Raw genomic sequence first — 20,382 nt, forward strand, 5'->3', positions numbered from 1 at the left:
CGCTATAAACCTTTGATAGCGCTGCCAAACGCCGTCTTATAAAAATAGACGAGTTTGTCCCAATCTGCCGCGTTCCACGACGAGTGGCGACGCAATTGCTTCATGTCGTGAGCCGCCGCCTGGGTGCTCAACAGACGCTGTCGGCACTTCTCCAGATCCAGCAGGGCGATCTCGGCCTTGGCCGTTGCCCCCTCACCGGTCACCCGGACAAAAATGTGCTTGATGTACAAGCAGCTGTGTTGCCAACGCCCCTTGTGCATGCGCGCCAGGTTCTGCGCAAGGTCCTGCAGGACCTGCTCATGGAAAGCCTCGCCGTGACGCTCGCGACCGCCGCTGGCGTACCAGTCTTCGATCTCGACAAAGCCGTCCAGTGACTGAGTCACCAGCAGCGCTCGCCACTGATGCACCGGATCGCGCTGCGCACCACAGAAGACGATCTGCGGTACCCGCACGTTAAGTTTGTGCAGCCCCGTCAGCGCATCCAGCTCGCGCAGCACAGTTGGGCGCCCGAAAGGGTGCAACCAGCTACGGTAGATATGCCCGGTCTGGCGCTTGGCATACAGCAGTTGGCCATTAGGTGCATGGATACGTTGGACGCCACTTTCCCCGCCACGCCGGACGTTGGGTTCTTCTACCCATTCGCCACGCTGGCTCCAGAAGTAATCAAAGCGATCTTCAGGCGCGTCCTGCGCATCCGAAACCTGTTGAACTGCCATGCTGTTACCTCTTTCGCAAAATATAAACGCGCCACATGGCGTAGAGCGGAATGAAGTCCAAATGTTCCTGAACACGGAAACCGGCTTGCTCAAATTCGGCTTCTACCGTAGCGGCCGGTAACACAAAGCGGTTCTGGTAACCCTCCTGCGCACGTTCTTTTTCAGCACGCTTACGTTTCCAGGCCTTGAAATTGCCGTCGACCCACAACGACAGGATGACGCTGTCACGGGTGACCCGCTGGAATTCGCGCAAGATAGCCAGGCGATGCTCGGCCTCGCCGATGTGGTGAAGCAAACGCATGCAGAAAATGCTGTCTACGGAATTGTCGGGCAGTGCGATGTCGAATGCAGAGGTCTGCAAAGGTCGTACCCGTTCCACCACATTGGCCGGTTGGGCTTGGGTGGCGATCTTGACCATCGAGGCAGAGTTGTCGGCACCAATGATCACCCGATTGGATTTTTCCGCCAGCATCGGCCAGAAACGACCAGCACCGCAGGGCAGGTCAAGGACCAGGCCCGGCTCACCGACACGCTTGAGTGCGGTGCGCGCCAGTTGCAAATCACGCTTGTGCGACAGTTGACGGCCAAGACCGTCCTTGTGCTTGCGCAGATAACGCTGGGCGTGTTCGTCGTCGTACTTCTCGGAAAATTCGAGTTTGATCGGGTCGTCCATCATCAATGTCTCCAGAACTGATGACAGCCACCTTAGGGAGCAGGGTGTGAGTTTCAGGTCATCCAGTTGTGAAAATTTCGTTAGGAAAAGCCCTTAAGTATTACAGAATTTTACACCTTCGATTTCAGTATGCACCCACGCCAACGTAAGAAAAAGCCTACAGACCCCGCCGCCGCAGGGCCTCAGTCGCTCATCCGGCACAGTTCGACCTGGAACCGGCAACCGCTCGGCTCTCGGGTAGTGAGGCTGACGCTCCAGCCCTGGTTTTCACAAATTCGCTGTACCAGCGACAGGCCCAGTCCCAGGCCTTCGCCGCGATTTTCCGTGCCACGGACAAAGGGCTCGAACATCGCCTCGCGTTTTTCCTCGGGAATGCCCACCCCGCTGTCCTCCACCAGGAACCCGTTGGGCAGCAGGGTCAGGCGGATAAAACCGCTGTCGGTGTAGTGCAGCGCATTACGCAACAGGTTACCCATGACTGCGTGCAGCAAAGTCGCGTTGTAGCGCATCGGCAGCGGCTGGCCGGGTTCATGGATCAATTGCAGGCCCTTGGCTTCAATAGGCTCGCGCCACAAGCCGAGCAGATCCTCGGCCACCTGCTGCAAGGTCACCTGCGGCGACATGCCTGCTGCTTCATGCTGGGCCCGGGCGAGCATCAGGAAGGTCTGGACCAGCTCGCGCATCTCCTCGCAGGCACGTGCAATGCGCTCGACCTGGGCGCGACCGCGCTGGTCGATACCGGGGTTTTCCAGCAGCAGTTCGCAGGAACTGGCGAGGACCATCAAAGGTGTGCGCAGCTCATGGCTGACGTCGCTGGTAAACAATCGCTCGCGGTTCAATGCCTTACGCAGCCGGCCCAAGGTGGCATCGAAGGCCACTGCCAACTCGCCGACTTCATCGGCGGCATAGTCCGGGGCCAGGGGTGGGGCCAGGCCAAGCAGTTGATCGCGGTGCCGGACCTGACGGGCCAGGCGCACCACCGGCGCCATCACCTTGCGCGCCAGGACCCAGCCGAGGAACACCGCCAGCGCCAGGCTCAATACGAAGCCGACCAGCACCACGGCAAACAGCACGCGCTCGCGTTCCTCGAAATCGCTCTGGTCCTGCAGCAGCACGTAATGCCGGCCGTCGACGATTTCCACCATCGCGTGGTACGACAAATGCTCGCGAAACACTTCGTGGAAACCCGCATCCAAGTGGCGCAAGTCCTTGGGTAATTCGAAGTCACCCGGGCCGCCACTGAAATAGAACAACTGGTCGGGCTCCGGCCGGTGGCTCCACTCGGACATGTTGTCCATCAACAGCAAACGCTGGAGGTCGCCTCCGAGGCCGGCGGAAATCAGTTTTTCTTCGACCAGGTGCACGGTGGCCACGATGCCCATGGCAAATGCCCCCGCCACCAGCGCACTCATCAGCGCAAAGGCGATGATGATCCGCTGGGCAAGGCTCTGTCTAAACTCCATCACGTCCCTCGGCCAAGCGATAACCGACACCATGCACGGTCTGCAGCAACGGCTTGGCAAAGGGTTTGTCGATCACCTGGCGCAACTGGTGGACATGACTGCGCAGGCTGTCGCTGTCCGGGCAATCATCGCCCCACAAGGCTTCTTCGAGAATTTCGCGGCGCAGCACATGGGGGCTCTTCTGCATCAGTACCGCCAGCAGCTTGAGGCCGACCGGGTTGAGTTTCAGCAGGCGCCCTTCGCGGGTAACTTCGAGCGTGTCCAGGTCATAACTGAGGTCGCCGACCTGCAAGGCACGCCGCCCCCCGCCCTGGGTGCGGCGCATCACCGCTTCGATGCGCGCGGCCAGTTCAGACAGGGCAAAGGGTTTGATCAGGTAGTCGTCGGCGCCGGACTTGAAGCCCTGCAGCCGGTCATCCAATTGGTCACGGGCGGTGAGCATGATCACCGGAGTATCACGCCGGGCATCTTCGCGCAGGCGCTTGCACAGGGTGTAGCCGTCGATGCCGGGCAGCATGATGTCGAGCACGATCAGGTCGTAATGCTCGGTGGCCGCCAGGTGCAGACCCGACAAGCCGTCCTGCGCACAATCCACGGTATAGCCTTTGAGCCCCAGGTAATCCGCCAGGTTGGCAAGGATATCGCGGTTGTCTTCAACCAATAGAATTCGCATGGGTATTTGCTCCGTACACAGTAACGGCCGTCTTGGCTCGCGCAGCTTAAGGCCAAGCGGGATTCAGGGCTAGCGGCAAAACCTGGCAATAAACGGACAAAGGGGCTTAACGAGTTTTTCACTATCGGTTCACGGCTTCACGACAGTGATCCACTCACACTTTGCCGATATCTAAACAAGGAATACACGTTAATGGACTTTCTCAAGACTGCCCCCATGCGCTTTTTGCTGCTGGTAACCGGTCTCTGGCTGACGATTTTTGTACTGACCCGTGCAGTACTGCTGCTCACCCACCTGGATGAGGCCGGCAGCGGCGTTGTTTCCGTGTTCGGCCTTGGCCTGCTCTACGACCTGGGTTTCCTGGCCTACGCTGCACTGCCCCTGGGCCTCTACCTGTTGCTCTGTCCTCCTGCACTTTGGCGGCGGCGCGGACACCGTTGGTTCCTGCAAGGGCTACTGAGCGTCAGCCTGTTCGCCATGCTGTTCACCGCCGTGGCCGAATGGCTGTTCTGGGACGAGTTCGGGGTGCGGTTCAACTTTATCGCCGTCGATTACCTGGTGTATTCCGATGAGGTTCTGAACAACCTGCTGGAGTCCTATCCGATCGGCACCTTGCTCGGCGTCCTGGCACTGTTGGCCGTGATCTTCAGTGTGGCGAGCCACAAAGCGCTCACCGCTGCCCTAGACGCCCCGCTGCCGACAGCACGTGGTCGATTGGCGTCCGTCTTCGCCCTGCTGGTAGCCACTGGCCTGAGCCATCAAGTGCTCAACCAGGGCAGTCCGCGCGCGCAAGGTGGCAATGCCTACCAGAACGAACTGGCGAGCAACGGCCCCTATCAGTTCTTCGCTGCTTTCCGTAATAACGACCTGGACTATCAGCAGTTCTACAGCACCCTGCCCCCTGCCGAAGTGGCCAACCAGGTGCGCGCGGAATTGAGCGAACCCAACGCCCATTTCATCGGCCAGGACCCGCAAGACATCCGGCGGATGATCGACAACCCCGGCATCACCCGTCACCCCAACATTGTGCTGGTGACTATCGAAAGCTTGAGTGCCAAGTACATGGGCAGCAACGGTGACGAGCGCAACCTGACGCCCAACCTTGACGCCTTGCGCAAGCAGAGCCTGTACTTCAACAATTTCTACGCCACCGGGACCCGTACCGACCGCGGCCTGGAGGCGATCACCCTGGCGATCCCGCCGACACCTGGCCGCTCGATCGTCAAGCGCATCGGCCGTGAGAGCGGCTTCGCCAGCCTCGGCCAGCAGTTGAGCGCAGTGGGTTACGACAGCGTGTTCGTCTACGGCGGCCGCGGTTATTTCGACAACATGAATGCATTTTTCAGTGGCAATGGTTATCGGGTAGTCGACCAGAGCAGCGTTCCAGAAGACGAGATCCACTTCAAGAACGCCTGGGGCATGGCCGATGAGGATTTGTACAAGCAGACGCTCAAACTCGCCGACGCCGACTACGCCAAACAGCAGCCATTCCTGCTGCAATTGATGACCACCTCCAACCATCGCCCCTATACCTATCCCGACGGTCGAATCGACATTCCTTCCGGTAACGGTCGCGACGGCGCGGTGAAATACACCGACTACGCCATTGGCCAGTTCCTCGCGCAGGCGCGCGTTAAACCGTGGTTCGACAATACGATCTTCGTGTTTGTCGCCGACCACACCGCCGGCAGTGCAGGCAAGGAGGACTTGCCAATCAGCAACTACCAGATCCCGCTGTTCATTTATGCCCCGAAGCTGATCGAACCCCGGGAAACCGCGCAACTGGCAAGCCAGATCGACCTGGCCCCGACCTTGCTGGGGTTGCTCAACCTGGACTATCAGTCGACGTTCTTCGGCCGTAACCTGTTGCAGCCCAATGACCTGCCGCCACGAGTGGTGGTGGGCAACTACCAGCATCTGGGACTGTTCGACGGTCAAAACCTGGCCATCCTCAGTCCACGCCAAGGGTTACGCCGGCATGACCAGGCGCTGACCGAAAGCATCGAATCCCCGGCCACTACCAGCGATCCGCTGATTGCCCGTGCCATCACCTATTACCAAACGGCCAGTTATGGCTTTAAACAACAGTTGCTCGGCTGGAAAGCGCCCAAGGAGGGCACGACTCAAGTCAGCGAGCGCTAAATCGATCCGCCCCGGGAGGAAGAGCCGGGGCGACTCCAATGGTCTGGATCCTTGATGTCATCAACTATCGCTCGTCCCGCTTCGCGTCCACTTAACCTGTGGTTGTACCTGGGCATTCCCGCCATCACCGCGATTACTCTGCTGCTGCTTGAACTGACGTCCCTGGACATGAGCCTGGCCCAGTTGTTCTACGACCCCGATGGCGGAGGGTTTATCGGTCGCCACAGCTACTTCCTGGAAAACATCCTGCATGACCGGGCCAAGCAAGTGGTCATCGCTTTCTCGGTGCTGGCGGTGATCGGGTTTGCCGGTTCGTTCTTCGTCGCCCGGCTCAAGCCGTTCAAGCGCGAACTGGGCTGCCTGGTGCTGTCGCTGGGCCTGGCCACGGCGTTTGTCACGCCGGTCAAGGCCGTGACCGCCGTACAGTGCCCGTGGAGCCTGAAGGAGTTCGGTGGCAAGGAAACCTACAGCGAACTGCTCAGCCCGCGCCCAGCCACTGACAAACCGGGACGTTGCTGGCCCGGCGGTCATGCAGCCACCGGGTTTGCCTTGTTTGCGCTGTTTTTCGTGTTGCGCGACCGGCGCCCGAAACTGGCCCGCGCGGCCTTTCTCTTTGCGTTTGGGCTGGGCACGGTGTTTTCCGTCAGCCGCATGATGCAGGGCGCACACTTTTTCTCGCACAACGTATGGACGGCGGTGTTTTGCTGGCTGATTTGCCTGGGCGCGTATTACTACGTGCTGTATCGACCGGCGAGCAAGGTCGAGCCGGCCGGCAAGGCCCAGGGCGTCAACGCCTGATAAGAGGGCCAATAAAAAACCCCGCCGGCTTGCGCAGGCGGGGTTTTTTACAGGTGTAGCTCGTACGGGGTAAGGCTGGCTTACATCATGCCGCCCATGCCGCCCATACCGCCCATGTCTGGCATGCCGCCGCCAGCTGGTGCGTCTTCCTTGATCTCAGCGATCATGGCTTCGGTGGTGATCATCAGGCTGGCAATCGACGAAGCCGCTTGCAGAGCCGAACGAGTCACTTTGGCCGGGTCCAGGATACCCATTTCGATCATGTCGCCGTATTCGCCGGTCGCTGCGTTGTAACCGAAGTTACCCGAGCCTTGCTTGACCTTGTCGACTACTACGCTTGGCTCGTCACCGGAGTTGGCAACGATCTGGCGCAGTGGTGCTTCAACAGCGCGACGCAGCAGAGCGATACCGACGTCCTGATCGGCGTTGTCGCCTTTCAGTTCGCTGATGGCTTGCAGGGCGCGAACCAGTGCCACGCCACCGCCAGGTACCACGCCTTCTTCAACGGCTGCACGGGTAGCGTGCAGGGCGTCTTCAACGCGGGCTTTCTTCTCTTTCATTTCAACTTCGGAGCCAGCGCCAACCTTGATCACTGCAACGCCGCCGGACAGCTTGGCCAGGCGCTCTTGCAGTTTTTCACGGTCGTAGTCGGACGAAGTGTCAGCCACTTGCTGGCGGATCTGCAGAACGCGAGCCTGGATGTCAGCCTCAACGCCAGCGCCGTCGATCACGGTGGTGTTTTCTTTGGACAGGATCACGCGCTTGGCATTACCCAGGTGTTCCAGGGTAGTGCTTTCCAGGCTCAGACCGATCTCTTCGGAGATAACGGTACCGCCGGTCAGGACGGCGATGTCCTGCAGCATGGCCTTGCGACGGTCGCCGAAGCCTGGAGCCTTGACGGCTGCGACTTTAACGATGCCACGCATGTTGTTCACAACCAGAGTCGCCAGGGCTTCGCCTTCAACGTCTTCAGCCACGATCAGCAGTGGACGGCCGGCTTTGGCAACGGCTTCCAGGACTGGCAGCATTTCGCGGATGTTCGAGATCTTTTTGTCGACCAGCAGGATCAGCGGACCGTCCAGCTCGGCAGTCATGGTCTCTGGCTTGTTGACGAAGTACGGGGACAGGTAGCCACGGTCGAACTGCATGCCTTCAACAACCGACAGTTCGTTTTCCAGGCCCGAGCCTTCTTCAACGGTGATCACGCCTTCTTTGCCGACTTTTTCCATGGCTTCGGCAATGATGTCGCCGATGGAGCTGTCGGAGTTGGCCGAGATGGTGCCGACCTGAGCGATGGCCTTGGTGTCAGCGCAAGGCTTGGACAGGGACTTCAGCTCTTTGACGATCGCGATGGTCGCTTTGTCGATACCGCGCTTGAGGTCCATCGGGTTCATGCCGGCAGCGACGGCTTTCAGGCCTTCGTTGACGATCGATTGAGCCAGAACGGTAGCGGTGGTGGTGCCGTCGCCTGCGTCATCGTTGGCACGGGAGGCAACGTCTTTGACCAGCTGCGCGCCCATGTTTTCGAAGCGATCTTTCAGCTCGATTTCTTTGGCAACGGAAACGCCGTCCTTGGTGATGGTCGGAGCGCCGAAGCTCTTCTCGATGATCACGTTACGGCCTTTAGGGCCCAGGGTCGCTTTTACTGCGTCAGCCAGGACGTTAACACCGGCGAGCATTTTCTTACGGGCGGAATCGCCGAATTTAACTTCTTTAGCAGCCATGATCGATATTCCTTAAATACTTGAGTAGTCGCGGGAAAATGAACGAGGGGTCTTAGCCTTCGATAACAGCGAGAATCTCGTTCTCAGCCATTACCAACAGGTCTTCGCCGTCGACTTTCACGGTGTTGCTGCCCGAGTACGGGCCGAACACAACCTTGTCACCCACTTTCACGGCCAGCGCACGCACTTCACCGTTGTCCAGCACGCGGCCGGTACCCACAGCGAGGATCTCGCCGCTGTTGGCTTTTTCAGCAGCCGAACCTGGCAGAACGATACCGCCAGCGGTTTTCTTTTCTTCTTCGCTGCGACGGATGACGACGCGGTCATGCAGAGGACGAAGCTTCATTGTCGATCTCTCCTAATTGTAGTTTCAGCGGCCGGTGTAGTCCCGGCGGGGTTAATTTCCGGCGGTGCCGGTTGCGACTCGTCGAGCGAGTCGCGGAAGTCTGTCTGGTGAGCATCACCAGAAACCTTGCGGTGACCGTTACATAAGGGCGCGCAAGCTTATTACAAGGGCAGCACAGCGAAATTTTTTACTTCAGTGGCCACCGAAACGCACACGGCACCCGCAGGTGCCGTGTCGATGTTGCAGTTACTTGGAGTCGCGGTGTTCGAACTCGCCTTCGATCACGTTCGGCTCGCGGCCCAGAGGCTCACGCGGAACCGGGCCGCCACGCGGTTGCAGGTCGTCGGCGAAAGCACGCTGGCGAATCGCCTGCTCTTCGGCGCGCTGGCGCATTTTATTGGCCAGCAGGCGACGGGTCAGCGGCAGCATCATGATCAGGCCCAGCACGCTGCTGACAAAACCCGGCACGATCAACAGACCGCCACCCAGGGCCAGCATCAGGCCTTCGATCATGGTCTGCGCGGGCAACTCGCCCCGGTTCAGGCTTTCACGGGCCCGCAATGCGGTCGCCAGGCCGGCGATACGCAGCACGAACACGCCGAGCATCGAGCCGAGAATAATCAACAACAGTGCCGGGAAAAACCCGATAGCAGCGCTGACCTTGACGAATACGAACAGCTCCAGCACCGGAAACAGCAGAAAGAGCAATAAGAAAGGGCGCATCAAATGGTTCCTCAACGCAAGAATGCCTTGCAAGTAAGCCTTAGATGACGTCGCCGTTTCGTGATTTCAAGCCTCGCTGACTGCATTTGTTGGCCAATGCTCGGCGTGAGCCAGTAAAACCAAGGCTTCGCGTACTTGTGTCGGCGTATTGCAGACCTGCGGGAACGGCAGCCAGTACAGCGCCTGGCCAATGCGCAGGTGCATGCCTTCGGTATCGATGCCCGCCAGTTCTGCCGGTGCGGTCTTCGGCAAGCCGGCCAGTTCCACGTAATGGGCGATGGCCTTGGCGTGATCGGCGTTCATGTGCTCGACCATGCTCACTTCGGCCTTGCCGGCGAAGGGGTTGGCCAGGGTCAACTGGTCGACCCAGTGAATCGCGCCAAAACCGCCGATGTAGCGATGACGCACCGGGTTGAGCACCCAGAAGTCGAAGTCATGGGCCTGGTGGTAATTGGCCGAGTCCGGAAAATAACGATAGTAGCGTCCCGCCGCTGCTTCGATCGCTGCCGGGTCTTCGAGCTTTTGCGCCTCGGCGAGGTAGGTCAAGCGACCAACGGCCTGGACGTCCTCGGCCTCACGCTCCCCCACCAGCAGCGAGCATTTCGGGTCTTTTTGCAGGTTGTGGGTGTGCTGGGCGATCCGGCTGATCAGGATCAGCGGCCGGCCCTGCTCGTCCAGGCAGTAAGGAACCACTGAGCCGAACGGGAAACCGGGCATCGCCTTGGAGAGGGTCGAGAGCACTCCACGGTATTCCTTGAGCAGCAATTCTCGGGCATGCTTGGCAGCTTCAACGCTCAATTTATGACTCCTTATATAGAATCCGTCGAAAAAACGGACAGGCTCCTGGAGAAAGTTCCAGCGATGCCATCGGGGGGCAATTCTCATGTGCAGCCTAGCCACGTCAGGCGCAGATCGGGAGGCCCTCTACGAGGAAACCACTTCGACCTGCAACTGGGGCATGCGAATGCAACTCACTGACAAAGTAATCATTATCACTGGCGGTTGCCAGGGTTTAGGCCGCTCCATGGCCGAGTATTTCGCCGCCAAGGGCGCGAAACTGGCCCTGGTCGACCTCAACCAGGACAAGCTCGAGCAGGCAGTCGCCGCGTGCCAGGCGGCCGGTGTCCAAGCCCGCGCCTACCTGTGCAACGTCGCCAATGAAGAGCAGGTGTGCCACATGGTGAGCCAGGTGGCCGAAGACTTCGGCGCGATCCATGGCTTGATCAACAATGCCGGGATCCTGCGTGACGGCCTGCTGGTCAAGGTCAAGGACGGCGAGATGAGCAAAATGAGCCTGGCCCAATGGCAGGCAGTGATCGACATCAACCTGACGGGCGTGTTCCTGTGCACCCGCGAGGTAGCGGCGAAGATGATCGAGCTCAAATCATCCGGCGCGATCATCAACATTTCGTCGATTTCCCGCGCCGGCAACGTTGGCCAAACCAACTACTCCGCCGCCAAGGCCGGTGTCGCCGCGGCCACCGTGACCTGGGCGCGGGAGTTGGCGCGCTACGGCATCCGTGTCGCGGGCATCGCCCCGGGGTTCATCGAAACCGAAATGACCCTGGGCATGAAGCCCGAAGCCCTGGAAAAAATGACCGCAGGGATTCCGCTCAAGCGCATGGGCAAGCCCGAAGAGATCGCCCATTCGGCGGCCTACATCTTCGAGAACGACTACTACACCGGGCGGATTCTGGAGATGGATGGCGGGTTGCGGATCTAAGACGCGACAAAGAACAACTGTAGGAGCGAGCCTGCTCGCGAAGGTGTGTCAGGCACCGCGGTGTCGACTGATACACCATCGCGAGCAGGCTCGCTCCTACAGGGATTCGTATTTCAGCTTATTAGTCGTCGCTGACGCTGATATTCGGCATCGCCGGCGTCAAAGCTTCCTGCAATACAATCCGTGCGCCAACGTGACGTGCCAGTTCCTGGTAAACCATGGCGATCTGGCTGTCCGGCTCGGCGATCACGGTTGGTTTGCCACCGTCAGCCTGCTCGCGAATCACCATCGACAATGGCAACGACGCCAACAGTTCGACGCCGTACTGGCTGGCGAGCTTCTCGCCACCGCCCTCACCGAACAGATGCTCGGCATGACCGCAGTTGGAGCAGATGTGCACGGCCATGTTTTCCACCACGCCCAGCACCGGGATGTTGACCTTGCGGAACATCTCGACACCTTTGCGCGCATCCAGCAGTGCCAGGTCCTGGGGGGTGGTGACAATCACCGCGCCCGCCACCGGGACTTTCTGCGCCAGGGTCAGTTGAATGTCACCGGTGCCTGGCGGCATGTCGATCACCAGGTAGTCCAGGTCACCCCAGGCGGTCTGGGTGACCAATTGCAACAGGGCACCGGAGACCATCGGTCCGCGCCAGACCATCGGCGTGTTGTCATCGGTGAGGAACGCCATGGACATCACCTCGACCCCATGGGACTCGATCGGCACGAACCATTTCTGGTCCTTGACCTTGGGCCGGGTGCCCTCGGCGATACCGAACATGATGCCTTGGCTCGGGCCGTAGATATCGGCATCGAGAATGCCCACCCGGGCGCCTTCACGGGCCAGGGCCAGGGCCAGGTTCGCGGCCGTGGTGGACTTGCCCACCCCGCCCTTGCCGGACGCCACCGCCACCACGTTCTTGACGTTGGCCAGGCCCGGAATCTGTGCCTGGGCCTTGTGCGCGGCAATCCGCGTGGTGATCTCGACCTTGGCCGACGTCACGCCGTCCAGGCCTTCGATCGCCATCTGCAGCATCTGTGCCCAGCCGTTCTTGAACAGGCCGGCGGCGTAACCCAGTTCCAGCTGGACGCTGACGCGATCACCCTGGATATCGATGCCGCGCAGGCAACCGGCGCTGATCGGATCCTGGTTCAGGTAAGGGTCGGTGTACTGGCGAAGGACGGCTTCCACCGCTGCGCGATTGACGGCGCTCATGGGCAACTCCGATAACAAGTCTGGAAAAACAGGCGACTATCCTACCTGTTCTGATCTTTTCGCGGCCCCCCTTATTCAATCATCGGAGGAAACAACCACACGGGGTGAAAATTCTGCGCCAGCGCTTTATAGTGGCCGACCTCCGTTTCATCAAGTAGCCGAGCCCCATGTCCGAGCCACGCAAGATCCTCGTCACCAGCGCCCTGCCCTATGCCAATGGTTCAATCCACCTTGGCCATATGCTTGAGTACATCCAGACCGATATGTGGGTGCGCTTCCAGAAGCATCGCGGCAATCAATGCACTTACGTCTGCGCGGACGACGCCCACGGTTCGGCCATCATGCTGCGGGCAGAAAAAGAGGGGATCACCCCGGAACAACTGATCGCCAACGTCCAGGCCGAACACAGCGCCGACTTTGCCGAGTTCCTGGTGGACTTCGACAATTTCCACTCCACTCACGCCGAAGAAAACCGTGAGCTGTCGAGCCAGATCTACCTCAAGCTGCGTGACGCCGGGCACATTGCCACGCGTTCGATCACCCAGTATTTCGACCCGCAAAAGCAAATGTTCCTGGCCGATCGCTTCATCAAGGGCACCTGCCCGAAATGCGGCACCGAAGACCAGTACGGCGACAACTGCGAAAAATGCGGCGCCACCTATGCGCCCACCGACCTGAAGAATCCGAAGTCGGCGATCTCTGGTGCCACCCCGGTGCTCAAGGATTCCCAGCACTTCTTCTTCAAGCTGCCGGACTTCCAGCAGATGCTCCAGACCTGGACCCGCAGCGGCACCCTGCAGGACGCTGTAGCGAACAAGATCGCCGAATGGCTGGATGTCGGCCTGCAACAGTGGGACATCTCCCGCGATGCGCCGTACTTCGGCTTCGAGATCCCAGACGAGCCAGGCAAGTACTTCTACGTCTGGCTGGATGCCCCCATCGGCTACATGGCGAGCTTCAAGAACCTGTGTGCCCGTCGTCCCGAGCTGGACTTCGACGCGTACTGGGCCAAGGACTCCACCGCCGAGCTGTACCATTTCATCGGCAAGGACATTGTCAATTTCCACGCCCTGTTCTGGCCAGCCATGCTCGAGGGCGCGGGCTACCGCAAGCCGACCGGGATCAACGTGCACGGCTACCTGACCGTCAACGGCCAGAAAATGTCGAAATCGCGCGGCACCTTCATCAAGGCCCGCACCTACCTGGACCACCTGTCGCCGGAATACCTGCGTTACTACTACGCTTCCAAGCTGGGCCGTGGTGTCGACGACCTGGACCTGAACCTGGAAGACTTCGTGCAGAAGGTCAATTCGGACCTGGTGGGCAAGGTCGTCAACATTGCCAGTCGCTGCGCCGGTTTCATCCACAAAGGCAATGCCGGCGTGCTGGTCGACAGCAACGCCGCGCCGGAGCTGACCGAGGCCTTCCTGGCCGCTGCACCGAGCATCGCCGACGCCTATGAAGTCCGCGACTTCGCCCGCGCCATGCGCGAAATCATGGGCTTGGCCGACCGCGCCAACGCCTGGATCGCCGACAAGGCGCCGTGGTCGCTGAACAAACAGGAAGGCAAGCAGGAAGAAGTCCAGGCGATCTGCGCCACCGGCGTCAACCTGTTCCGTCAACTGGTGATCTTCCTCAAGCCAGTGCTGCCGTTGCTGGCCGCCGACGCCGAGGCGTTCCTCAACGTCGCGCCGCTGACCTGGAACGACCACACGACCTTGCTCGCCAACCATCAGTTGAACGAGTTCAAGCCGCTGATGACCCGGATCGACCCGGTCAAGGTCCAGGCCATGACCGACGCTTCGAAAGAAGACCTCGCGGCCAGCCAGACCGACACCGGCACCGCGGCCCCACAAGGCAACGGTGAGCTGGCCAAGGACCCACTGTCGGCCGAGATCGAGTTCGACGCCTTTGCCGCCGTCGACCTGCGTGTCGCCCTGATCCTCAAGGCCGAAGCTGTGGAAGGTGCGGACAAATTGTTGCGCCTGACCCTGGACATCGGTGATGAGCAACGCAACGTGTTCTCGGGCATCAAGAGTGCCTACCCGGACCCGGCCAAGCTCGAAGGTCGCCTGACCATGATGATCGCCAACCTCAAGCCACGTAAAATGCGCTTCGGTATCTCCGAAGGCATGGTCATGGCAGCCGGTCCTGGCGGCGCAGAGATCTACCTGTTGAGCCCGGACAGCGGCGCCAAGCCGGGGCAGCGCATCAAGTAATCCGCCTGGCTGGACCGATCCCACCGTCACGCAACGCCGCGACGGTGGGATTTTCATATCTGCCCCGCCGGATACTGCCTAATCTTCATGTACAGGCCTTTCCCTCGACCCGGCACGCCATGACCGACCTTCTGCTTACACTCATCAGCACTGCCCTGATCAACAACTTTCTGTTGCAGTGGCCGCTGGGCGTCGATCCCTTGCTGCAAGCCGCTCGCGCCCCCCAGGCAGAACGGCGCCAGGTCCACGCCCTGGGCATCAGCACCACCTGCCTGATGCTGCTCAACGGCATCCTGGGTTATGCCGCTTATCATTGGCTGCTGGTGCCGCTGGGCCTGACTGCCCTGTACCTGCTGCTGTTGTTGCCCTTGAGTGTGCTGCCCATTTCACTGCTGCTGCGGGGGCTGACGCGGGCCTTGCCGCAATTGCCATTTGCCGGACTCTGGCCGTTGCTGCTCGGCAACGCCGGCGTGCTGGGCTTGAGCTTGATGAGCATGCATAGCGACCAGGGCCTGACCCGGCACCTGGCCCTGAGTCTGGGCGCCGGATTGGGCTTCTGGCTGGTCTTGGGCCTGTTCAGCGACCTGCGCCAGCGCACCCTCAATAACGATGTGCCGATGGCCTTTCGTGGCTTGCCGATCGACCTGATCAGCGCCGGATTGATCGCCGTGGCATTTCTCGGATTCAGTGGACTGATCAAAACATGAGTCTGATTCAACGCATCGACGCCCTCCTGCCCCAGACCCAATGCGGCAAGTGTGGTCACCCCGGGTGCAAGCCCTATGCCCAAGGCATTGCCAGCGGCGAGGCGATCAACAAGTGCCCGCCAGGCGGTGACGAGACCATCGCCGCACTCGCCGAACTGCTGAAGCTGCCGGTCATGCAACTGGACCACAGCCGGGGCTCGGCGCCGCCACAGGTTGCCTATATCCGGGAAGCCGAATGCATCGGCTGCACCAAGTGCATCCAGGCCTGCCCGATCGACGCGATTGTCGGCGCAGCCAAGCTGATGCACACCGTGATCATCGACGAATGCACCGGCTGTGACTTGTGTGTAGCCCCCTGTCCGGTGGACTGCATCGAAATGCACCCCCTGCCCTCGGCCCAGGTACTGCCGATCGTTGGCGGCCTGGCGTTCACTCCCGAGCAATTTCAAGCGCGCAGCGTCAAACGCGAGCATGCCCGCCGGCGCTTCGAACAACGCAACGCCCGGCTGGAGCGCGAAGAACAGCAGAGGCTGGCCGAGCGCGCGGCACGCGCAGCCAAAGCCGCACAGCCGGCAGCCACTGGTGCCAATCCGGTGCAGGACGCCATCGCCCGCGTGCAAGCGCAAAAAGCCGCAGCGGCCGATGCGGCCCTGAAAAAAGCCAAGATCGATGTGGCGATGAGCCGCGCGCAACTGCACAAATCCCTGAAAGCCTTCGGCCATCCGCCGACCAGCGAGCAACAAGCTCAACTGGTGGTGCTGCAACAGCAGTTCGAAGCCGCCGAACACGCCTTGGCGAAGCTCGAAAGCAGCGCCAAGGCCAATCCTCCGCAACCACCCGCACCAGCCAATGACGCTGAACTCAAGCGGGCGAAAATCCACTTGGCGATGCGCCGCGCCGAACTGAGGAAAGCCCAGGGCAACGCTGCGCCTGCCGAGCAACTGGCGGCCCTGAGCGCCGCGCTGGAACAGGCCGAACACGCCTTGCACGCCGCCGAGGACGCCAGCGACAAACCGCCACCGCAATTACTGCGCCGGGAAAAACGCCCGATCGACAGTCAGCTGCGACAACTCAAGACTGAACTGGCCTATGCCCGCGCCGAGGTGAGCAAACTGCAGCGACAGGCCCAGACACCGGCAGAGCTCTTGAGCCAGGCACGCGCCAGGCTCGAGGAGGCCGAGCGCCAGGTGAGCGACTATGTCGCCCCTTGAACCCGTCGACGATCGCCTGCAACAGGCGATGCAGCGTGTGCTGTTGGCCACCGTGCCGGGCATCCTGCTGTTGCTGTGGTTTAGCGGCTGGGGCGTGCTGTTCAATCTGCTGCTGGCGTGTACCAGTGCACTGGCAGTGGAAGCCGCGGTGCTGCGCCTGCGCGGTTACCCGCTCAAGCCGGCCCTGAGTGACGGCAGCGCCCTGGTCAGCGCCACCTTGCTGGCTCTGGCACTGCCCGCCTACTGCCCCTGGTGGTTGACGGTGAGCGCGGCGGCCGGGGCGATGCTGCTCGGCAAACACCTGTATGGCGGCGTGGGTAGAAACCCGTTCAACCCGGCCATGCTCGGCTTTGCCCTGGTGCTGGTGTGTTTCCCGCAACAGATGACCCACTGGCCCAGCCACGGACTGAGTCTGCAGGGTGGCCTGCAGCAGATTTTCGGCTTCAGCGCAGCTGCGCAACCGGACGCCTGGGCCCAGGCCACCGCGCTGGACAGCCTGCGAATCAATAAAAGCCTGACCATCGACGAACTGTTCGCCGCCAACCCGGCATTTGGGCAACTGGGTGGCAAGGGGATTGAATGGGTGAGCCTGGCATTTCTCGCCGGCGGCGCCTTTCTCTTGCAGCAACGGGTGTTCAGTTGGCACGCCCCGGTGGGGATGCTCGGCAGCCTGTTCGTCATCAGCCTGTTGTGCTGGAACGGCTCGGGGTCCGACTCCCACGGTTCGCCACTGTTTCACCTGTTGAGCGGTGCCACCATGCTCGGCGCGTTTTTTATCGTCACCGAACCGGTGTCCGGGGCCAAGAGTCCCAAGGCACGCCTGCTGTTCGGTGTCGGCGTGGGCCTGTTGACCTACCTTATCCGAACCTGGGGCGGATACCCCGACGGAGTGGCGTTTGCAGTGCTGCTGATGAACCTCTGCGTGCCGGCCCTAGAGCGCCTCTGTGCAGCGCAACCGGAGCCGGCATCATGAAACGCAGCCTCAGCGTCCTGAGCCTGGTGATCATCGCCGTCCTGTGTGCTGGCGCCACTTACCTGGTGCAACAGCTCTTAGCGCCGCGGATTGGCGCGCAACAGCGGTTGATCGAGAGCCGCAACCTGCTGGACATGCTGCCGGCGGATAGCTACGACAATCAGCCGCTGGACCAGCCACTGGCGATCAAGGGCGTGGTCCTGGCCAACAGCACACTGCTGGGTGGCTACCGGGCGAACCTCAATGGCAAGCCTGCGGCGATCATTTTGCTGAGTCGGGTCACCGGCTATGAAGGCCCCATCGACCTGCTGCTGGTGATCGATAGCCAGGGCAGGCTGCTGGGCGTCAAAACCCTCAAGCAAGGGGAAACCCCGGGGCTGGGAGCCATGATCGCCACACACCCCAACCCTTGGCTGGCGGGTTTTATCGGCAAGTCGCGGAGTGAGCCGGGCGACAGCGGCTGGGCGCTGAAAAAGGACCAGGGCCAGTTCGATCAACTGGCCGGTGCGACCATCACCTCCCGTGCGGTGATCAGTGCGACCCACGATGCCTTGCGCTATTTCGATGAACACCAACCACAACTGCTCGGCAGCGCGCCATGAACAAGACCTCGACCCTCCAGAACTCCTTGATGCTGGCGCCTCTGATCGGCGCCAGTGACACGTTGCTGACGGCCTTGAGCCTGGCGCTGCTGTGCGTGCTGGTGATCGCTGTCTATGGGCTGAAAATGCGTCTGTTGCGAGCCTGGCTCAGCGAGTCGTTGCATCTGCCTGCCGGGGTGCTGCTAGCCGCCACCTTGACTAGCCTGGCCGCGCTGGCGACTCAGGCCTGGGCGCTTGAGCTGCATCAGCACTTGGGCCTCTACATCGGCTTGATCGCCCTGCAATGCGTGGTGCTGGAGTGCAACGGTTTTTTCACCGAGACCCGCCTGCTTGACCGATTGCGTTTGTGTGCCCTGTTCGTCAGCCTGATGATTGGCCTGGGCTTGCTGCGCGAAGTGCTGGGGCACGGCTCGATCAGTTGGCATTTGCCATGGCTGGCTGCCGACGGCAGCGTACGACTGGCCATCCTCGCCCCCGGTGGGTTTATCCTGTTGGGATTGCTGCTGGCAGCCAGGCAAGCCTGGCTCGGCCGCTCCCCGACACCCTGAACGCCTGCAAGGAATTGCTCTGCCCATGAATGCCGCAAAACGCCTGGAAATTTTCCGCAGGTTCCACGAAGACAATCCAGAACCGAAAACCGAGCTGGCCTATTCATCGCCCTTCGAACTGTTGATCGCGGTGATCCTCTCTGCGCAATCTACCGATGTCGGCGTCAATAAAGCCACGGCCAAGCTGTTCCCGGTAGCCAACACCCCGGCGGCGATTCATGCGCTCGGCGTCGAGGGCTTGTCCGAGTACATCAAGACTATCGGGCTGTACAACAGCAAGGCGAAGAATGTCATCGAGACCTGCCGCATGCTGGTGGAGCTGCATGGCGGTGAGGTGCCGCAAACCCGGGAAGAGCTTGAGGCACTGCCAGGAGTCGGCAGAAAGACTGCAAATGTGGTGCTGAACACGGCGTTCCGACAGTTGACCATGGCCGTCGACACCCATATTTTCCGGGTCAGTAACCGAACCGGTATTGCCCCCGGGAAGAATGTCGTCGAAGTCGAACACAAGCTGATGAAGTTTGTGCCCAAGCAATTTCTCCTCGACTCCCACCACTGGCTGATCTTGCATGGCCGCTATGTGTGCCTGGCGCGTAAGCCCCGGTGTGGCAGTTGCAGGATCGAAGACCTGTGCGAATTCAAGCAAAAAACCTCCGACGATTGAGGCGCTATTGGTTTTATTGATTTATCGATTGAAAAAATCTTTTTTACCCGCCAGGAGATTGTCGATATAAGGGGCGCCAATGGCTCTCTTAGCCTGGAGTTAACCTGATGAGTACTGGCAAAGAACAACTGGACGTAGAAGACGACTTCGCCCCTGTTGAGAGCGATGATGCAGAACCTATGGTGGAGGTCGCCAAGACCAACCTGAACAAGCGCCGCACCATCGATAATCTCCTGGAGGAGCGACGTCTGCAAAAGCAGTTGGCCGATTACGACTTTGACCTCTGACCGCTGAAAGCCTCCCTCCGTGGAGGCTTTTGTCATTTAGCGATCCGTGCCCCAAAAAGTACTTCGGTGGCGAAGTGTCGGGCTAGCCGTCTTGTACCCTCGCACCTCAGACCAGTCCATTTCGCTGGGCCAGTTCAATCAGATCGACAAGCGAGCGAGCGTTCAGCTTGAGCAGAAGCCGAGTCTTGTAAGTACTGACGGTTTTATTACTGAGAAACATGCCATCGGCTATTTCCTTGTTGGTCTTGCCCCGGGCCAATTGTTGCAACACCATCATCTCTCTTCCGGACAAGCGCTCTACCATATCCGACTCACTGGTATTACCCAGCGACGAGCGGACCGAGTGCAATGCCTGGTTCGGAAAATAGCTGTACCCAGACAATACTGCCTTGATAGCGCTGAGTAGCTCGGTGAGCTCCTGCTGTTTGCAGACATATCCAATTGCCCCCGCCTGCATGCAGCGCATCGAAAAATGCCCGGGCGTCTGTGAAGTCAGGACTAACACTTTCACGGAAAAGCTCATCGAATTCAAACGCGCAATGACTTCCAGACCATCCAGCTTGGGAATGCCTATATCCAGTATGACGATATCCGGCATGTGTTCACGGGCAAGTTGTAATGCATCCACGCCATTGTCCGTTTCAGCAATAACTTCGTAGCCATGACGCTCCATTAGCATGCGTACAGCAAGTCGAATGACGGGGTGATCATCCACGATCAGCACTTTATTCATGGGCAAGTCCAATTTTCGCTGTTCGAATTTTTAGAGTCAGCACAATAGCCTAGTCGTTTCGACCTGGGGATCCCGCCCAAGGCAAGCCCCCCCTGCGAGAGACAATCCCTACAAACATCAAGGATTATTCCCACAGGAAATCACAAAAAACAATGTCGCTTAAAGTTTAAGACCCCCATCCCCCCTGCACCAATAACGAATTTTCGCCCATGACAAGGTGTGAAGATCAAACTAAGATTTA

Annotated in this window: 21 protein-coding genes; 11 read left to right on the top strand and 10 right to left on the bottom strand. The window is 60.1% G+C overall.

Features of this window, described 5'->3' with window-relative positions; translation table 11 throughout:
• Positions 1–2: 2 nt before the first annotated feature.
• The 4 genes from QMK50_RS08275 to colR all read right to left on the bottom strand — a co-directional run bounded on the left by QMK50_RS08275 (position 3) and on the right by colR (position 3,525).
• Positions 3–716 carry a lipopolysaccharide kinase InaA family protein gene (locus tag QMK50_RS08275; protein WP_095165881.1) on the bottom strand — a complete coding sequence of 238 codons (714 nt, stop codon included), beginning with the start codon at positions 714–716 and terminating at the stop codon, positions 3–5.
• A 4-nt stretch (positions 717–720) separates the two neighbouring features.
• Positions 721–1,389, bottom strand: coding sequence for a class I SAM-dependent methyltransferase (locus tag QMK50_RS08280; RefSeq protein ID WP_095166136.1), 669 nt, complete (start codon positions 1,387–1,389; stop codon positions 721–723).
• A 182-nt stretch (positions 1,390–1,571) separates the two neighbouring features.
• Entirely contained in the window at positions 1,572–2,852 is a 1,281-nt protein-coding gene (locus QMK50_RS08285) for a HAMP domain-containing sensor histidine kinase (protein ID WP_320332924.1), read from the bottom strand.
• The gene (gene colR, locus QMK50_RS08290; protein ID WP_027619748.1) at positions 2,842–3,525 is read right to left on the bottom strand and encodes a two-component system response regulator ColR; all 684 of its coding nucleotides are present in this window, start codon (positions 3,523–3,525) and stop codon (positions 2,842–2,844) included. Before colR ends, QMK50_RS08285 begins: the two co-directional genes overlap by 11 nt.
• Before the next feature lie 192 nt (positions 3,526–3,717).
• On the opposite strand from colR, the gene QMK50_RS08295 reads away from it, so the two are divergent.
• Positions 3,718–5,667: an LTA synthase family protein gene (locus QMK50_RS08295; RefSeq protein WP_320332925.1), complete on the top strand. Its 1,950-nt coding sequence runs from the start codon at positions 3,718–3,720 to the stop codon at positions 5,665–5,667.
• 54 nt (positions 5,668–5,721) lie between these two features.
• The gene (locus QMK50_RS08300; protein ID WP_320332926.1) at positions 5,722–6,465 is read left to right on the top strand and encodes a phosphatase PAP2 family protein; all 744 of its coding nucleotides are present in this window, start codon (positions 5,722–5,724) and stop codon (positions 6,463–6,465) included.
• A gap of 80 nt (positions 6,466–6,545) precedes the next feature.
• Here the strand turns inward: QMK50_RS08300 and groL are convergent, their stop codons facing one another.
• From groL to QMK50_RS08320, 4 genes are all read right to left on the bottom strand, one after another.
• The gene (gene groL / locus QMK50_RS08305; RefSeq protein WP_095165887.1) at positions 6,546–8,189 is read right to left on the bottom strand and encodes a chaperonin GroEL; all 1,644 of its coding nucleotides are present in this window, start codon (positions 8,187–8,189) and stop codon (positions 6,546–6,548) included.
• A gap of 52 nt (positions 8,190–8,241) precedes the next feature.
• On the bottom strand, positions 8,242–8,535 hold the full coding sequence (locus tag QMK50_RS08310) for a co-chaperone GroES (protein WP_019827816.1): 294 nt from the start codon (positions 8,533–8,535) through the stop codon (positions 8,242–8,244).
• A gap of 246 nt (positions 8,536–8,781) precedes the next feature.
• Entirely contained in the window at positions 8,782–9,258 is a 477-nt protein-coding gene (locus QMK50_RS08315; protein WP_095165889.1) for an FxsA family protein, read from the bottom strand.
• Between the two features lie 66 nt (positions 9,259–9,324).
• Positions 9,325–10,056, bottom strand: coding sequence for a HugZ family protein (locus QMK50_RS08320; RefSeq protein ID WP_095165891.1), 732 nt, complete (start codon positions 10,054–10,056; stop codon positions 9,325–9,327).
• A 166-nt stretch (positions 10,057–10,222) separates the two neighbouring features.
• Between QMK50_RS08320 and QMK50_RS08325 the strand changes: the two genes are divergently transcribed.
• Positions 10,223–10,981, top strand: coding sequence for an SDR family oxidoreductase (locus QMK50_RS08325; protein ID WP_320332927.1), 759 nt, complete (start codon positions 10,223–10,225; stop codon positions 10,979–10,981).
• Between the two features lie 121 nt (positions 10,982–11,102).
• On the opposite strand, the gene apbC is transcribed toward QMK50_RS08325, so the two are convergent.
• The gene (gene apbC / locus QMK50_RS08330) at positions 11,103–12,197 is read right to left on the bottom strand and encodes an iron-sulfur cluster carrier protein ApbC (RefSeq protein ID WP_095165895.1); all 1,095 of its coding nucleotides are present in this window, start codon (positions 12,195–12,197) and stop codon (positions 11,103–11,105) included.
• A 167-nt stretch (positions 12,198–12,364) separates the two neighbouring features.
• On the opposite strand from apbC, the gene metG reads away from it, so the two are divergent.
• The 8 genes from metG (at position 12,365) to QMK50_RS08370 (ending at position 19,408) form a co-directional block, all read left to right on the top strand.
• Positions 12,365–14,416: a methionine--tRNA ligase gene (gene metG / locus QMK50_RS08335; RefSeq protein ID WP_320332928.1), complete on the top strand. Its 2,052-nt coding sequence runs from the start codon at positions 12,365–12,367 to the stop codon at positions 14,414–14,416.
• Positions 14,417–14,535: 119 nt separating this feature from the next.
• The gene (locus tag QMK50_RS08340) at positions 14,536–15,123 is read left to right on the top strand and encodes an Rnf-Nqr domain containing protein (RefSeq protein ID WP_320332929.1); all 588 of its coding nucleotides are present in this window, start codon (positions 14,536–14,538) and stop codon (positions 15,121–15,123) included.
• Complete coding sequence (rsxB, locus tag QMK50_RS08345) at positions 15,120–16,334, top strand: electron transport complex subunit RsxB (RefSeq protein WP_320332930.1); 1,215 nt, start codon at positions 15,120–15,122, stop codon at positions 16,332–16,334. The genes QMK50_RS08340 and rsxB overlap by 4 nt, the downstream gene beginning before the upstream one ends.
• Positions 16,321–17,307 carry an RnfABCDGE type electron transport complex subunit D gene (locus QMK50_RS08350; protein WP_320332931.1) on the top strand — a complete coding sequence of 329 codons (987 nt, stop codon included), beginning with the start codon at positions 16,321–16,323 and terminating at the stop codon, positions 17,305–17,307. The genes rsxB and QMK50_RS08350 overlap by 14 nt, the downstream gene beginning before the upstream one ends.
• Positions 17,304–17,909, top strand: a complete 606-nt coding sequence (locus QMK50_RS08355) for an RnfABCDGE type electron transport complex subunit G (RefSeq protein ID WP_320332932.1) — start codon at positions 17,304–17,306, stop codon at positions 17,907–17,909. Before QMK50_RS08350 ends, QMK50_RS08355 begins: the two co-directional genes overlap by 4 nt.
• Positions 17,906–18,457, top strand: a complete 552-nt coding sequence (locus QMK50_RS08360; RefSeq protein WP_320332933.1) for an Rnf-Nqr domain containing protein — start codon at positions 17,906–17,908, stop codon at positions 18,455–18,457. Before QMK50_RS08355 ends, QMK50_RS08360 begins: the two co-directional genes overlap by 4 nt.
• Positions 18,458–18,482: 25 nt before the next feature.
• Entirely contained in the window at positions 18,483–19,121 is a 639-nt protein-coding gene (nth, locus tag QMK50_RS08365; RefSeq protein WP_095165908.1) for an endonuclease III, read from the top strand.
• 107 nt (positions 19,122–19,228) lie between these two features.
• Positions 19,229–19,408 (top strand): PA3496 family putative envelope integrity protein, encoded by a 180-nt coding sequence (locus QMK50_RS08370; RefSeq protein ID WP_095165910.1) that lies wholly within the window; start codon positions 19,229–19,231, stop codon positions 19,406–19,408.
• Between the two features lie 106 nt (positions 19,409–19,514).
• On the opposite strand, the gene QMK50_RS08375 is transcribed toward QMK50_RS08370, so the two are convergent.
• Complete coding sequence (locus tag QMK50_RS08375; RefSeq protein WP_095165911.1) at positions 19,515–20,141, bottom strand: response regulator transcription factor; 627 nt, start codon at positions 20,139–20,141, stop codon at positions 19,515–19,517.
• Between the last annotated feature and the right edge of the window lie 241 nt (positions 20,142–20,382).

The sequence above is a fragment of the Pseudomonas sp. P5_152 genome, assembly GCF_033989915.1.
Lineage (GTDB): Bacteria > Pseudomonadota > Gammaproteobacteria > Pseudomonadales > Pseudomonadaceae > Aquipseudomonas.

What these genes read in the sequence shown, in the direction of transcription:
- QMK50_RS08275 (WP_095165881.1), bottom strand. Translation starts at nt 716, where the DNA reads ATGGCAGTTCAACAGGTTTCGGATGCGCAGGACGCGCCTGAAGATCGC.
- QMK50_RS08280 (WP_095166136.1), bottom strand. Translation starts at nt 1,389, where the DNA reads ATGGACGACCCGATCAAACTCGAATTTTCCGAGAAGTACGACGACGAA.
- QMK50_RS08285 (WP_320332924.1), bottom strand. Translation starts at nt 2,852, where the DNA reads ATGGAGTTTAGACAGAGCCTTGCCCAGCGGATCATCATCGCCTTTGCG.
- colR (WP_027619748.1), bottom strand. Translation starts at nt 3,525, where the DNA reads ATGCGAATTCTATTGGTTGAAGACAACCGCGATATCCTTGCCAACCTG.
- QMK50_RS08295 (WP_320332925.1), top strand. Translation starts at nt 3,718, where the DNA reads ATGGACTTTCTCAAGACTGCCCCCATGCGCTTTTTGCTGCTGGTAACC.
- QMK50_RS08300 (WP_320332926.1), top strand. Translation starts at nt 5,722, where the DNA reads ATGTCATCAACTATCGCTCGTCCCGCTTCGCGTCCACTTAACCTGTGG.
- groL (WP_095165887.1), bottom strand. Translation starts at nt 8,189, where the DNA reads ATGGCTGCTAAAGAAGTTAAATTCGGCGATTCCGCCCGTAAGAAAATG.
- QMK50_RS08310 (WP_019827816.1), bottom strand. Translation starts at nt 8,535, where the DNA reads ATGAAGCTTCGTCCTCTGCATGACCGCGTCGTCATCCGTCGCAGCGAA.
- QMK50_RS08315 (WP_095165889.1), bottom strand. Translation starts at nt 9,258, where the DNA reads ATGCGCCCTTTCTTATTGCTCTTTCTGCTGTTTCCGGTGCTGGAGCTG.
- QMK50_RS08325 (WP_320332927.1), top strand. Translation starts at nt 10,223, where the DNA reads ATGCAACTCACTGACAAAGTAATCATTATCACTGGCGGTTGCCAGGGT.
- apbC (WP_095165895.1), bottom strand. Translation starts at nt 12,197, where the DNA reads ATGAGCGCCGTCAATCGCGCAGCGGTGGAAGCCGTCCTTCGCCAGTAC.
- metG (WP_320332928.1), top strand. Translation starts at nt 12,365, where the DNA reads ATGTCCGAGCCACGCAAGATCCTCGTCACCAGCGCCCTGCCCTATGCC.
- QMK50_RS08340 (WP_320332929.1), top strand. Translation starts at nt 14,536, where the DNA reads ATGACCGACCTTCTGCTTACACTCATCAGCACTGCCCTGATCAACAAC.
- rsxB (WP_320332930.1), top strand. Translation starts at nt 15,120, where the DNA reads ATGAGTCTGATTCAACGCATCGACGCCCTCCTGCCCCAGACCCAATGC.
- QMK50_RS08350 (WP_320332931.1), top strand. Translation starts at nt 16,321, where the DNA reads ATGTCGCCCCTTGAACCCGTCGACGATCGCCTGCAACAGGCGATGCAG.
- QMK50_RS08355 (WP_320332932.1), top strand. Translation starts at nt 17,304, where the DNA reads ATGAAACGCAGCCTCAGCGTCCTGAGCCTGGTGATCATCGCCGTCCTG.
- QMK50_RS08360 (WP_320332933.1), top strand. Translation starts at nt 17,906, where the DNA reads ATGAACAAGACCTCGACCCTCCAGAACTCCTTGATGCTGGCGCCTCTG.
- nth (WP_095165908.1), top strand. Translation starts at nt 18,483, where the DNA reads ATGAATGCCGCAAAACGCCTGGAAATTTTCCGCAGGTTCCACGAAGAC.
- QMK50_RS08370 (WP_095165910.1), top strand. Translation starts at nt 19,229, where the DNA reads ATGAGTACTGGCAAAGAACAACTGGACGTAGAAGACGACTTCGCCCCT.
- QMK50_RS08375 (WP_095165911.1), bottom strand. Translation starts at nt 20,141, where the DNA reads ATGAATAAAGTGCTGATCGTGGATGATCACCCCGTCATTCGACTTGCT.